The following is a 14,746-nucleotide window of genomic DNA, read 5'->3' as shown; positions in this document are numbered from 1 at the left end:
ACCTAAATGATATCCAACGCTACTACATAACCTTCATGGGAACGCATATTCATAACTTGCCCCGTTTCAAAAGCGAGATATTGTCCTTTAATTCCTTTCAGAATCCCTTTAATTTCAGGCTGTTTGGATAGATTAACCGAAGTGATTTTATCGGGTGCTTGGTAAGGAAAATGAAGGTTGATTTTATCCTCATGGATGATAAATTTCTGGCTTTCAGAAGGAATATAGTGTGCCACCTCATCTCGTACCTGCAATAAATCCACAGAAGAATTGGTTTCATCATTTAGCATTTTTCGCCAATTGGTTTTATCAGAAAGGTGGTTTTTTAGTGCGACTTCTATCACGCCCGCTTCGTAGCGGTTTTCAGTTCTGGCAATTGGTAGGGCTTGCGTAGCACCTTGGTCTATCCATCGGGTAGGCACTTGTGCTTCACGGGTAACGCCCACTTTTACATCGCCAGTATATGCGAGGTAAACGATATGCGGTTGCAACTGTATCTGTTGTTCCACTTCTAAATCCCGTTCTTCTATCCCCAAATGTGCTTTAGAAAGTTCTGGTTTTAAAATGGTTTCACTGGCATAAGGACTTTCAAAAAAGCACTTTTTACAAAATCCCATCTGGAAAATAGGCTCGTCGCTACCACAATTGACACATTGATATCCCATATGTGTAAAGGTAATACTTCGCCCAAATAACGCATTCATATGTAGCAAATCGTGGGATAGATTGAGGTAATATTGAATAGGCTCACCAAACTGAGCACTCATTTTTCTGATTTGTCCCTGAAACTTCATGGTGTAAAATTTCTTCAAAAATAAGAATTAAAATTTAATCGTTTTTTCCTTACTTTTGTACCTCCAATACAAAAAACTATGACCTATTTCGTAACAGGAGGCAGTGGCTTTATCGGTTCTCATTTGGTAGAAACCTTATTAAAAAACGGACATTCTGTCATTAATATTGATAATTTTGATGACTTTTATGATTATAAAATTAAAATCAAAAATACTTTAGAATCTCTAGGAAAAGATCCCTATTTTGAATTTAAAGATAAAGCATCGGATGTCCAGCAACTGGTAGAGCAGACCAAGTCTGAACGCTATCAGCTTTATTATCAAGACATCAGAGATAAAGAAGGTTTAGAGCAAATTTTTAAAATCCATCAGCCCGATATGGTGATTCATCTAGCCGCTTTGGCTGGGGTGCGTCCATCGATTGAGCGACCACTGGACTATGAAGCGGTAAATATTCTTGGCACACTAAACCTTTGGGAAATTTGTAAAGCATTAGAGATTAAAAAGTTCGTATGTGCATCGTCTTCAAGTGTATATGGCAATAATGAAAGTATTCCTTTTTCCGAAACAGACAATGTAGACCGCCCGATTTCCCCTTATGCTGCAACTAAAAAATGTGGCGAAATTTTAGGACACACCTATCATCATCTTTACCATATCGATATGATTCAGTTGCGATTTTTTACCGTCTATGGTCCAAGACAACGCCCTGATTTAGCCATTCATAAATTCACTAAAATTATCAGTAACAACCAGCCTATCCCATTCTACGGCGATGGGACTACTGCCAGAGATTATACTTATATAGATGATATTATTGATGGTATTTTAAAATCCATTCATTATTTGGAACACCATAGTGGCGTGTACGAAATCATTAACCTTGGTGAAAGCGAAGTGGTAACTTTAAAGGAAATGGTTTCTACCATAGAACAGGCTTTAGATAATAAAGCCATACTAGACCTGCAACCAATGCAGCCAGGTGATGTGCAAAAAACCAATGCCAACATCCAAAAAGCCAAAACTTTAATTGGCTATTCCCCAAAAACGAACTTCCAAAATGGCATAAAAAAGTTTGTGGAATGGTTTTTGAGAAAGGATGAAGATAATAATCACCATAAAAAGTGAAAATTATCACTTAATTTTTTATTTTTGCAAAAAATTGAATATATATGTATTGGACATTAGAATTAGCATCTTATCTTAGTGATGCCCCTTGGCCGATGACAAAGGCAGAATTGATAGATTACGCTATCAGAACTGGAGCTCCAATGGAGGTAGTTGAAAACCTCCAAGCGATAGAAGATGAAGGCGAAATCTACGAGAGTATAGAAGAGGTATGGAGCGACTATCCTACCGATGAAGACTTCCTTTGGAACGAAGACGAATACTAAACAACAGCGATGGGCTATGGCACTTCGCTGTAGCCTTTTTTTAACATTAATACTTACTGCCCATTGGGCAAAACTAACTAATCATTATGAGTTTTTTAAACACGATACTGAAAGGATTCCTCGGAAATAAAAATGAAAAAGACCTAAAAGAGGTAAAAAAAGTAGTAGCAAAAATAAAAGCTGCCGAACCTGAAATAGGAAAACTTTCTGACGATGAACTGAGACAGAAAACCGTAGAATTTCAAGATAAAATAAAAGACGCTAGTTCTAAAGTAACTACACAAATAGAAGAGGTAAAAGAAAAAATAAAAACCACTACCAATGTAGACGAGAAAGAAGAACTCTACACCAAAGTGGAAGACCTAAAAAAAGAAGCGTACGAAATTGAAGAAAAAGTATTGGCAGATATCCTACCTCAAGCCTTTTCTGTGGTAAAAGAAACCGCTAGAAGATGGGCTCAAAATGGGGAAATTAGAGTAAAAGCCAACGATAGAGATAGAGAACTTGCACAAACGAAAGATTTCGTAGTGATTGAAGGCGATGAAGCCGTTTGGCTAAACCATTGGGATGCCGCAGGAACTAAGGTAGAATGGGATATGGTACATTACGATGTACAGTTCATCGGTGGTGTGGTACTCCATAGTGGTAAAATTGCAGAGATGGCAACAGGGGAAGGTAAAACTTTAGTGGGAACACTTCCAATTTACCTTAACGCCTTACCTGGGCGTGGTGTGCATGTGGTTACCGTAAACGACTATTTGGCACGAAGAGACTCTGCTTGGATGGGCCCTTTATATGAATTCCACGGACTTTCTATCGACTGTATCGACAATCACCAACCGAATTCCGACGCGAGAAGAAAAGCCTACCAATCGAATATCACCTACGGTACCAACAACGAGTTTGGTTTTGACTACCTAAGAGATAATATGGTAAATTCACCGTCAGAAATGGTACAAGGGGAACTTAACTATGCCATCGTGGATGAGGTGGACTCGGTATTAATTGATGATGCCAGAACTCCATTAATCATTTCTGGACCAGTACCACAAGGCGACAGACAAGAGTTTGATGTGCTGAAACCATCAGTAGATAGAATTGTAAGTATCCAAAAGAAAACCGTATCTAGTATTTTCCACGAAGCTAAAAAATTAATTGCACAAGGAAATACCAAAGAAGGAGGCTTCAAATTATTACAAGCGTATAGAGGTTTACCTAAAAACAGACAACTCATTAAGTTTTTATCCGAAACGGGGAACAAAGCTTTGCTACAAAAGGTGGAAGCCCAGTATATGCAGGATAACAACAGAGAAATGCCTAAGGTAGATAAAGACCTTTATTTCGTAATTGATGAGAAAAATAACCAAATCGACCTTACCGATAAAGGGGTAGAATATATGTCTCAAGGGAACTCCGACCCTAATTTCTTCGTATTACAAGACATCGGAACAGAGATTGCCGACTTAGAGGCTAAAAATTTACCTAAGGAAGAAGAATTTGCACTAAAAGAAGAACTTTTCCGTGAGTTTGCGGTAAAATCTGAGCGTATCCACACGCTTAATCAATTATTAAAAGCCTACACCCTATTCGAAAAAGACGACGAATATGTGGTAATGGATGGCGAAGTAAAAATTGTAGATGAGCAAACGGGGCGTATTATGGAAGGGCGCCGTTATTCAGACGGATTACACCAAGCCATAGAAGCCAAAGAAAATGTAAAAATTGAGGCAGCAACTCAAACTTTTGCGACCATTACCTTGCAGAACTATTTCCGTATGTACAACAAACTAGCGGGGATGACGGGTACTGCTGAAACAGAAGCAGGCGAGTTCTGGGAAATTTATAAACTAGATGTGGTAGTAATCCCTACCAATAGACCTATCCAAAGATTCGACAGGCATGATTTAGTATACAAAACCAACCGTGAAAAATATAACGCAGTTATTGAAGAAATTGAAAAATTAACTTCGCAAGGGCGTCCTGTATTGGTAGGCACAACCTCTGTTGAGATTTCTCAATTATTATCTAAAGCGCTTCAATTAAGAAAAATTCCACACCAAGTCCTTAATGCTAAAATGCACAAGCAAGAAGCCGAAATTGTGGCAGGAGCAGGTGCGCCAGGCGTGGTTACTATTGCGACGAATATGGCAGGCCGAGGTACGGATATTAAATTAAGTAAAGAGGTAAAAGATTCCGGCGGCCTTGCCATTATCGGGACAGAGCGTCACGATTCTCGTCGTGTAGATAGACAGTTGAGAGGTAGAGCGGGACGACAAGGTGACCCAGGTAGCTCGCAGTTTTATGTCTCTTTAGAAGATAACTTAATGCGTCTATTCGGTTCTGAAAGAATTGCTAAAATGATGGACAAACTCGGTCATAAAGATGGCGAAGTGATTCAGCACTCTATGATTACGAAATCTATCGAAAGAGCGCAACGCAAAGTGGAAGAAAACAACTTCGGTATTCGTAAGAGACTTCTTGAATACGATGATGTAATGAACAAACAAAGAGATGTTATTTATAAGAGAAGAAAAAATGCCCTCTTTGGCGACCACTTGAAGTATGATATTACCAATATGATTTTTGATGTTGCCAACTCTATCGTGAGCAAAACGAAAATGGACAATAACTACAAGGACTTTGAGTTTGAAATCATCAAATACTTTACTATGGAAGCGCCAGTATCCGAAACTGAGTTTAAAAATAAATCGGTAGAGGAATTGACGAATATCGTTTTCAAAAAAGCAGAGGAAGACTACGCTATGAAGTTGAATTTATTAAAAGAAAAATCCTTCCCTATCATTGAAAATGTATACCAAAACCAAGGTAATATGTTTAAAATGATACAAGTCCCATTCAGCGATGGTACTAAAACGATGACGATTTTAGCTAACTTAGAAGAAGCATATAACACCAAGTGCGAAAGCCTCATCAACGATTTTGAAAAGAATATTTCACTGTCGATTATTGATGAAAACTGGAAACTGCACCTTAGAGAAATGGACGACTTACGCCGTTCTTCACAAGGGGCAGTATACGAGCAGAAAGATCCATTGGTGATTTATAAACAAGAATCTTTCTATCTATTTAGTGAAATGGTAGATAAAATTAATAAGGAAATTGTATCCTTCTTATATAAAGGAGAAATTCCTGCGTAAGAAAGAATACTTATACCTAAAACGCCATTGTTATTTTGAATGATAGTGGCGTTTTTATTTTCTATCAAAAATAAAAAACCGTAATTTTATAGCCAATAAATATTTCAATTATGGCAGTAGTAGATTTATCCAAGCGCTTAGCGCTGGGTGTAGATATTGGCGGGACTAATACCAAATTTGGTTTAGTCAACCATAGAGGTGAGATTCTTGGTAAAGGGCGGATAAAAACCGACACCCCAACCATAGAAAAATTTATAGAACGCCTCTATACAGAAGTAAAACCCATCTTAAATGAACTAACAAAAGATGGATCTAAATTAGAAGGTGTAGGAATAGGTGCCCCCAATGGGAACTACTATAATGGGACTATAGAAAATGCACCAAACCTTAATTGGAAAGGCATTGTGCCTTTAGCCCAAAAAATAACGGAAAAATTTGGTGTCCCTTGCCAAGTTACCAATGATGCTAATGCCGCAGCCCTAGGGGAAATGATGTTTGGTGCCGCCCGCGGAATGAAAGATTTTATTATGATAACACTAGGAACAGGTGTGGGAAGTGGGATTGTAGCCAATGGACAACTCATCTATGGGCATGATGGCTTTGCGGGAGAGCTAGGTCATACCATCGTAAAACCTGGCGGTAGAAAACATTGGAGCACAGGCTCAGAAGGTAGTTTAGAAGCTTACGCTTCGGCAACGGGTATTGCCATTACCGCAAAAAAAATGAGAGCAGAGTTTCCAGATTCTATGCTGAACCAATACCCAGAAGAGCAAATCAACGCCAAAACAGTGTACGAATGTGCTATAAAAAATGATCCCATCGCCATAGAAGTGTTTCGCTATACAGGGCAAAAACTCGGGGAGGCTTTAGCTAATTTTGTGATGTTTTCTTCACCCGAAGCCATTTTGTTATTTGGAGGCGTCATAAAAGCAGGCGATTTTATTCTAAAACCTGCTAAACTTCATATGGAAAGAAATCTACTAAAAACTTTTAGAGGTAAAGTAAAATTAGTCTTTAGCGAACTAGACGAAGCCGATGCCGCAATACTCGGTGCCAGTGCCTTAGTTTGGGAAAAACAAAAATCATGAAATACCTCATTTATACTTTAAGTTTATTTTTATGGGCTTGTAGTGGACAAACTTTTAAGCCTTCTCAATCATTAAATAAAACGATGACAACAGAACACAATACTCAAAATCAATTATTAACCATTGGAGGCGGATGCTTCTGGTGTGTAGAAAGCTGCTTTAATATGCTAAAAGGTGTAGACTCCGTAGTTTCTGGCTACTCAGGAGGCAAAACTGAAAACCCTACTTATGAAGAAGTTTGCACGGGCAATACAGGGCACGCCGAAGTCGTGCAAATTTCTTACAATCCTAAAGTCATTTCTTACCATCAACTGATGGAAGTTTTTTTCTTCCTTCACGACCCTACCCAACTGAACCGACAAGGTGAGGATATCGGAACACAATACCGCTCGGTCATTTTTTATCGCAACGACGAAGAGAAACAACTGGCGGAAGAGGCAATAAAAATTTCCGAAGCCTCAGGGAAATGGCAGGGCAAGTATGTGACAGAAGTAGCCCCTTTTGAGAAATTTTGGGCAGCAGAAGCCTATCACCAAGGCTATTATAAACAAAATCCTAATCAGCCGTATTGTAGTATGGTGGTAGGACCGAAAATCCAAAAGTTTAAAGATTATTTTGGCAGTAAAGGCTGGCTAAAGCCCTCAGAATTATAAATTAAAACCTTTCGACATGATAATTGGCAAATGATTTGTTGATAGTGCATACTATGGAGGACAAGAAAAGACAACTTAGGAAATATAAAGCGATTGCCACAGGATTATTTATTTTGATGGCAGTGGTTTTCATTCTCAGTACCATTTATCAAAAATCACATCAGTCGGCACATTGGATTGGCTATATCAAAGCGTTTTCAGAAGCGGCTATGGTGGGTGCTTTGGCAGACTGGTTTGCGGTAACGGCATTATTTCATCATCCATTAGGGCTTAAAATTCCACATACCAACCTTATTGAAAAGAGTAAATCTAAAATTGGGGATAATCTGGGAAGTTTTGTCGTGAGTAATTTTTTGTCCCCACAGAATATACGCCCTTATATACAGCAACTCAAAGTTTCTCACATCGCAGGGGATTGGTTAGCGAAACCTCATAATCAACAAGTGGTGGTATCGCAAGTATCCAGTATTATGGCAGATATTATCCATCAACTAGAAGATGATAAGGTGATTCACTTTATGACAGATAAAGCGATGGAAATGACGGCACAATTAAAGTTTAACCAACTTATTGGTAGTGGTTTGGATTATATCTTGCAGCAGGAAGAACATCAAAAATTGATTACCCATTTGTCGCTTCAAATTAAAGACTATATCATCAATCATCAAAACCTTGTTCGGGAACACGTAAAAAAGGAAAGCTTTTCACTAATTCCTAAGTTTGTAGATGATGCCATTGCCGATAAAATTACCATGGGATTGGCAAAATATTTTGAAGAAGTAGAGCAAGACTTACAACATTCGCTAAGAAATGAACTGACGCTGAAAATGACGCAGTTTTCTGATGAATTGAAAAGTAGTTCCAAATGGGAACAGCAGTTTGATACCCTTAAAAAAGAATGGTTGAAAAAGGAAAAACTATCGCTGTATATTACCGATATTTGGGCTTCTATTAAGAAAAGTATCATTTCGGAATTGGAACACGAGTCCTCCGCACTCAAATCTTATTTGTATAAAAACCTAGACCAGCTATCTCATAACCTTAAAACCGACCCTCAACTTCAAAATAAAATTGATGGCTGGGTAAGGCGTACCGCTTACACTTATATCTTAAAAAACACCCATCGTTTTGGGGGGGTGATTAGTAGCACGGTAGGCAACTGGGAAGGTAAAGAGTTGAGTAATAAACTAGAGCTGGAAGTGGGTAAAGATTTACAATTCATTAGAGTGAATGGAACTTTAGTCGGTGGCTTGGTTGGTTTGGTGATTTATACCATCACCCACTTTTTTATCTAAACGATTTAGGTTTTAGGTATCCATTAAAAAAGGTTATTTTTGCAAAAATTTTAGAGGTTTGGTTCGTATCATCGAAAATAAAGATTGGGTTATTTATACCCTTTTAGCAGTGGGATTTCTGTATGTGTTCATCTTTAGGGTATTGATGAGAGAAATTACATTGTTAAAATACCTTGCCCTCGACTTAGAGTTCGTCAATAATAGATTTCAAACTTGGCTGATGGTCAGTGCGGGGTTTGTAGTGGTGGCTGGTTTAGCTTTAGCCCCATTTCTACCCGTAATCCCAGAATTTTATCATCAATACGATATACTGGGAGGCTATCAACTTAATAAATTGGGCTGTGTGCTAGTTACCCTTTTAGGATTGTTTGCATTTAGGATTCTATTTACTTATTTCTTACTAGCCAATTCTGGGGAATTAGAGCGATGGCAACACTTTTATTTTGTAACGACTAAAATATTTTTGGTCTATACCTTGGTACTCACCTGTTTAGTTTTAATACAGTACTATATCCCTATACCAAAGGATTGGATGATATACACCTATCTTATTAGTTTCATTATAGGCTTCATTTTCAAAAATTTAATCTATATTTTTAAGCGTCCTTCCATTTTACCCGAAGAGTGGTATTATAAAATTTTGTATATTTGCACCCTCCAAATATTACCTTTTTTGGTGGTATGCAAATTATTGTTTTTTTAACTACGAAAATAACTATTGGCAACTAAGACAAACGCAACTTTACTTAGCACTTGCCAACTAAAGAATAGAAAAAATGAAAATTAAATCTATACTCGTATCTCAGCCACAGCCAGCAGAATCATCACCGTATATGGAATTGGCAAAAAAAGAAAAAATCAATATTGATTTTCGTCCATTTATCCATGTGCAAGGTGCCGATGCTAAGGACTTGAGAACGCAAAAGATAGACTTGTCTCAATATACAGGCATTATCTTTACCAGCCGAAATGCCGTAGACCACTACTTCCGTATTGCAGAAGAAATGCGTTTCGCTGTACCAGATGCCATGCGCTATATCTGCCAATCCGAGGCTATTGCTAACTATCTACAAAAGCATATCGTTTACAGAAAAAGAAAAATTAGCTTTGGTGAGAAATTGCCGGCGGATATGCAGCCTTTGCTAAAAAAATATCCTTCTGAGAAATACTTACTGCCGTCTTCTGATGTTTTGAATGATAACATCAAAAAAGTATTAGATGCTTCTGGAGTAGACTGGACGCGTGCGGTAATGTACCGTACCGTAAGCAGCGATTTATCCGATATTCAGCTTTCCGATTATGATTTATTGGTTTTCTTCAGCCCTCAAGGTATTAAATCTATGGTAGAAAACTTTAAAGATTACAGCAAATCTAAATTTAAAGTGGCAGTTTTTGGAAACTCTACTAAACTTGCCGCAGAAGAAGCTGGACTGAAAGTAGATATTTTAGCCCCTACTAAAGAAAATCCATCCATGGCAATGGCGATAGAAAATTTTATACGCCAAAGTAAATAATTTATTTTTTTTAAAATCCAGCGCCATCAGTCCTCTAAAGATTGGTGGCGTTTCCATTCGTAACCTTTTACCCCTATGAAAGCACCTGTAGCTCCTAAACACGATAAAGCCTTAACTATACATCATGATGTTCGCCAAGACCCTTATTTTTGGATGAACCAAAGGGATACTCCAGAAGTATTCCAATATCTAGAAGAGGAAAATCGCTATGCGGAATACCTTATGAAAGATACCGAAGCGCTTCAGAAAGCCTTATTTGAGGAAATGAAAGCCCGCTACAAGGAAGACGATGAGTCGTTGCCTTATTTCTTTAATGGATATTGGTATTTGGTAAGGTTTGAAAAAGGTAAAGACTATCCACTATTTTATAGAAAATTTAAAACCTTAGAGGCAGACGCCAAATTGCTGTTAGATGTTAACATCTTAGCAGAGGGTAAAACCTTTATGGATGTGAGTAGTATGGTGGTAAGCCCCAACAATCAACTGTCCACCTATGCCGTAGATGATATGGGCAGAAGGATTTACAGCATCTACATTAAAGATTTGACCACAGGGACACTTTTGCCCGAAGTCATCGAAAATACAACGGGAAAAGCGGTTTGGGCTAATGACAACCAACATTTCTTCTATATCCGAAAAGATAAAAATTTAAGAGCTTTCCAAGTATATCAACACCGCTTGGGCACAGACCCTAAAGAAGATCTTTTAGTATACCACGAAAAGGATAGCACTTTTGATGTTAATGTTTTCAAAACTAAATCTTTAGATTACATTTTTATTTCAAGCTCCAGCACGGTAGCAGACGAACATCGTTTTATTCCAGCCGATAATGTAAACGCTGAATGGACGATAGTACAGCCTCGTGAAACGGGGTTAGAATATTCCGTAGAACATTATAAAGACCATTTTTACATCATTACTAACGAAGGGAGTGCCTCTAATTTTAAATTCGTAAAAACGCCTGTTGAAACGCCTCAAAAAAATCATTGGGAAACCATTATCCCTCATAGAAAAGAAGTTTTATTGGAAGGGGTTGAAATTTTTAGGGACTTTTTAGTGATAGAAGAGCGGACAGAAGGCTTACTTCAAATCAGTATTAGGCATTGGGAAACACAAAAGCAGTATTATCTACCCTTTGAAGAAGAAACTTACACCGCTTATATCGGAGTAAATTTAGATTTTGACTCTACCCATTTACGCTATGGCTATTCCTCATTAGTACAGCCTGCTGCCATTTTTGAGTTCGATATGGTGAATCAAACGCAAGTCTTACTAAAGGAGCAGGAAGTAGTAGGCACATTTAATAAACACGATTACCAATCCGAGCGACTATGGGCAAACTCTAGAGATGGCAAAACTAAAATTCCTATATCCTTAGTTTATCATAAAAATACCAAGTTATCATCCTCTACACCTGTATTGCTCTATGGTTATGGCAGCTATGGTCATACGGTAGATGCTACATTTTCTAGAATAAGGCTCTCGCTTTTAGATAGAGGTTTTGTATTTGCAATCGCCCATATCAGAGGAGGTGAATATTTAGGACGAGATTGGTATGAGGACGGCAAACTACTTCAAAAGAAAAATACATTTTACGATTTTATTGACTGTGCCGAGTTTTTAATTGCAAAACACTACACTTCGCCAAAACATCTCTACGCTATGGGAGGAAGTGCTGGAGGCCTACTTATGGGTGCTGTAATGAATGAACGCCCAGAATTATTCCATGGTATGATTGCCCAAGTGCCTTTTGTAGATGTAGTCACCACCATGCTGGATGAAGATATTCCATTAACCACTGGGGAATTTGACGAATGGGGCAACCCTAAAAACGAAGTGTATTACCACTATATGAAATCCTACTCGCCCTATGATAATGTTGTGCCTAAAGCCTATCCCAATCTTTTAGTTACCACAGGCTACCACGATAGCCAAGTACAATATTGGGAACCTGCCAAATGGGTGGCGAAACTTCGAGATTTAAAAACCGATGACCATCTTATCGTTTTTAAAACCGATTTTTCTTCAGGACATGGTGGTGCAAGTGGTCGTTTCGAGTCCCTAAAAGAAGATGCTTTGGAATATGCGTTTTTGCTGAAATTGGAAAATAGAAAAGATTAATAAGCCAATTCTATCGTATTATTATTTTTTTCAGTTATCAAAATAATAATCAACAACTAAATAATTAGATAGCCTTTACTAGAAAAATATTTTATTAAAATAAATCTTTCAAATATGCTTTTCAGACAATCATTTGCTTCTATACGAGTTATCTAAAAATTTAGCCTAAAACAATCATCCTAGTCTAATACGGATGGTAATACAAAAATGCCTTTTTGCTGACAACTTTTATCAAATATTAAAGGAACATTATTAACAAAATCTAAAGCGTTGATGGCAATAGAGTGACCATATCATATAAAATGTCTTTTAAATTTTCTTCTGTAATAAATTCTGTAACTACTTTTATATTAGCAGAAGGATTAATGCGCTTCAATCTATCATAAAGTTGCTTCACTTTAGGTTTATTAATATCTTTGATCACATAATTTTGCCTATTTAAATTAGACAATTCCACATCATCACCATCACAATCGTAAAATTTTCAAATCCAAACCTAAGAGAACACTCTGCAATATTACTACCGATACCACTACCCGCTATTAAGACTTTAGTAGTTTTAATTTTATTTTGTTCTTCAGGACATATAAAAGTCTATTTTCTTGTATATCCTCCATTTAAAAGCAAAAATAAAATGAGTATACATACCATTCACTACACTTGGGTGTGGTCATTAAAAAATAATTTTGGGCACAATAAGTATAGAAATTTGCGGTAAAGAATGGTAGACAATAATAATTGAAAGTATAAGAACTAACCTAATACTTAATAGGAATATAAACAAAAAAAGCCTCAAGTTTAATACTTGAGGCTTTTCAAAAATAAAAACTGGCGGCGACCTACTCTCCCACTTTCGTAGTACCATCGGCGCTGGTGGGCTTAACTTCTGTGTTCGGAATGGGAACAGGTGAGCCCCACCGCTAAAACCACCCTAAAGGTCTTTATATGGATATTAAATAGAGATTAGAACTTAGAGTTTAGAAATTAGTAGTTACTAACCTCTTTATCTCATGTCTAACATCTAAAATCTAATATCTATTTTATCGGNAAATATACATCACAAAGGCAAAACCTTGGTCGCACTTATAAGTACTTTGCTTTTGGCATTATGCTTTAAGCTTATAGCAACTCTATTAGGCTATAAATCTACGGGTAATTAGTACTACTCGGCTATGCTGTTACCAGCTTTACACCTATAGCCTATCAACGTGGTCATCTCCCACGACCCTTAAAAGATGTCTCATCTTGAGGCAGGTTTCGCACTTATATGCCTTCAGTGCTTATCCTTACCAAACATAGCTACTCTGCGGTGCGCCTGGCGGCACAACAGATACACCAGAGGTTTGTTCAATTCGGTCCTCTCGTACTAGAATCAAGCCCTCTCAAACATCTAACGCCCGCAATAGATAGAGACCGAACTGTCTCACGACGTTCTGAACCCAGCTCGCGTGCCACTTTAATGGGCGAACAGCCCAACCCTTGGGACCTTCTCCAGCCCCAGGATGTGACGAGCCGACATCGAGGTGCCGAACCTCCCCGTCGATGTGAGCTCTTGGGGGAGACTAGCCTGTTATCCCCGGAGTACCTTTTATCCTATGAGCGATGGCCCTTCCATACGGAACCACCGGATCACTATGTCCTGCTTTCGCACCTGATCGACTTGTAGGTCTCACAGTCAAGCACCCTTATGCCATTACACTCTACGCACGGTTACCAAGCGTGCTGAGGGTACCTTTGAAAGCCTCCGTTACTCTTTCGGAGGCGACCACCCCAGTCAAACTACCCACCACGCAATGTCCTCGTTTCCGAGTTAGGCTCTAAGTAAACAAAGGGTGGTATTTCAACAACGGCTCCACATACACTAGCGTGCACGCTTCATAGCCTCCCACCTATCCTACACATTGTTTACTCAAAGTCAATACGAAGTTATAGTAAAGGTTCACAGGGTCTTTTCGTCCCATTGCGGGTAATCGGCATCTTCACCGATACTACAATTTCACCGAGCTCGTGGCTGAGACAGTGCCCAGATCGTTACACCATTCGTGCAGGTCGGAACTTACCCGACAAGGAATTTCGCTACCTTAGGACCGTTATAGTTACGGCCGCCGTTTACTGGGGCTTCAGTTAATGCCTTCGCTTACGCTAAGCACCTTCCTTAACCTTCCAGCACCGGGCAGGTGTCAGACCCTATACAGCATCTTTCGATTTAGCAGAGTCCTGTGTTTTTGATAAACAGTCGCCTGGGCCTCTTCACTGCGGCCTCCCCGGAGGGAGGCGTCTCTTCTTCCGAAGTTACGAGACTATTTTGCCTAGTTCCTTAGCCACGACTCACTCGAGCACCTTAGGATTCTCTCCTCGACTACCTGTGTCGGTTTTGGTACGGGTTGCTTCACTTCGGCTTTTCTTGGAAGCACTTTCCCTACAACAACTTCGCCCGTAGGCTAGGTCTCAACTATTCCGTCAGTCTTCAGTAAGTACGGCACTCCGTCCCCTTTTTAGTGTGAGCAAGTATGGGAATATTAACCCATTGTCCATCCACTTCCCCTTTCGNGTGCGCGTTAGGTCCCGACTAACCCTCAGCTGATTAGCATGGCTGAGGAAACCTTAGTCTTTCGGTGAGGGGGTTTCTCGCCCCCTTTATCGTTACTTATGCCTACATTTTCTTTTCTATAAGCTCCACAATACCTCGCGATACTGCTTCTGCGCCGATAGAATGCTCTCCTACCGAT

The 14,746-nt window shown here is 38.8% G+C and carries 11 protein-coding genes and 2 rRNA genes; 9 read left to right on the top strand and 4 right to left on the bottom strand.

All coding sequences use genetic code 11. The annotated features are described in order from the left end of the window. Positions 1-2: 2 nt before the first annotated feature. A complete protein-coding gene (locus C237_RS0101455) occupies positions 3-794 on the bottom strand; it encodes a DUF2797 domain-containing protein (RefSeq protein WP_018674707.1) in 792 nt (263 codons plus the stop codon). 78 nt (positions 795-872) lie between these two features. Here C237_RS0101455 and C237_RS0101450 point away from each other — a divergent pair, with 78 nt between their 5' ends. From C237_RS0101450 to C237_RS0101410, 9 genes are all read left to right on the top strand, one after another. Continuing rightward, on the top strand, positions 873-1,922 hold the full coding sequence (locus tag C237_RS0101450) for a GDP-mannose 4,6-dehydratase (RefSeq protein ID WP_018674706.1): 1,050 nt from the start codon (positions 873-875) through the stop codon (positions 1,920-1,922). A gap of 44 nt (positions 1,923-1,966) precedes the next feature. After that, a complete protein-coding gene (locus C237_RS0101445; RefSeq protein ID WP_002662059.1) occupies positions 1,967-2,188 on the top strand; it encodes a DUF2795 domain-containing protein in 222 nt (73 codons plus the stop codon). An 86-nt stretch (positions 2,189-2,274) separates the two neighbouring features. Continuing rightward, on the top strand, positions 2,275-5,346 hold the full coding sequence (secA, locus tag C237_RS0101440) for a preprotein translocase subunit SecA (RefSeq protein WP_018674705.1): 3,072 nt from the start codon (positions 2,275-2,277) through the stop codon (positions 5,344-5,346). A 110-nt stretch (positions 5,347-5,456) separates the two neighbouring features. Further along, the gene (locus C237_RS0101435; RefSeq protein WP_018674704.1) at positions 5,457-6,434 is read left to right on the top strand and encodes an ROK family protein; all 978 of its coding nucleotides are present in this window, start codon (positions 5,457-5,459) and stop codon (positions 6,432-6,434) included. Positions 6,435-6,517: 83 nt separating this feature from the next. Beyond that, complete coding sequence (gene msrA / locus C237_RS0101430; RefSeq protein WP_156809697.1) at positions 6,518-7,087, top strand: peptide-methionine (S)-S-oxide reductase MsrA; 570 nt, start codon at positions 6,518-6,520, stop codon at positions 7,085-7,087. Between the two features lie 53 nt (positions 7,088-7,140). Next, a complete protein-coding gene (locus tag C237_RS0101425) occupies positions 7,141-8,382 on the top strand; it encodes a DUF445 domain-containing protein (protein WP_018674702.1) in 1,242 nt (413 codons plus the stop codon). A 58-nt stretch (positions 8,383-8,440) separates the two neighbouring features. Next, positions 8,441-9,085 carry a DUF4271 domain-containing protein gene (locus C237_RS0101420; RefSeq protein WP_018674701.1) on the top strand — a complete coding sequence of 215 codons (645 nt, stop codon included), beginning with the start codon at positions 8,441-8,443 and terminating at the stop codon, positions 9,083-9,085. Positions 9,086-9,158: 73 nt separating this feature from the next. Beyond that, entirely contained in the window at positions 9,159-9,896 is a 738-nt protein-coding gene (locus C237_RS0101415; RefSeq protein ID WP_018674700.1) for a uroporphyrinogen-III synthase, read from the top strand. 75 nt (positions 9,897-9,971) lie between these two features. Then, on the top strand, positions 9,972-12,017 hold the full coding sequence (locus C237_RS0101410) for a S9 family peptidase (RefSeq protein ID WP_018674699.1): 2,046 nt from the start codon (positions 9,972-9,974) through the stop codon (positions 12,015-12,017). Positions 12,018-12,279: 262 nt separating this feature from the next. On the opposite strand, the gene C237_RS14875 is transcribed toward C237_RS0101410, so the two are convergent. The 3 genes from C237_RS14875 to C237_RS0101395 form a co-directional block, all read right to left on the bottom strand. Further along, positions 12,280-12,441: a ubiquitin-activating E1 family protein gene (locus tag C237_RS14875; RefSeq protein ID WP_245539685.1), complete on the bottom strand. Its 162-nt coding sequence runs from the start codon at positions 12,439-12,441 to the stop codon at positions 12,280-12,282. Between the two features lie 402 nt (positions 12,442-12,843). Then, positions 12,844-12,951, bottom strand: a 5S ribosomal RNA gene (gene rrf, locus C237_RS0101400). 201 nt (positions 12,952-13,152) lie between these two features. Then, positions 13,153-14,746: ribosomal RNA gene (locus C237_RS0101395) — 23S ribosomal RNA — on the bottom strand; the annotation flags it as partial.

Source organism: Riemerella columbina DSM 16469, from assembly GCF_000374405.1.
GTDB lineage: Bacteria > Bacteroidota > Bacteroidia > Flavobacteriales > Weeksellaceae > Riemerella > Riemerella columbina.
The sequence above is the reverse complement of the archived record's forward strand: the minus strand, read 5'-3'. Positions and strand labels throughout refer to the sequence as shown.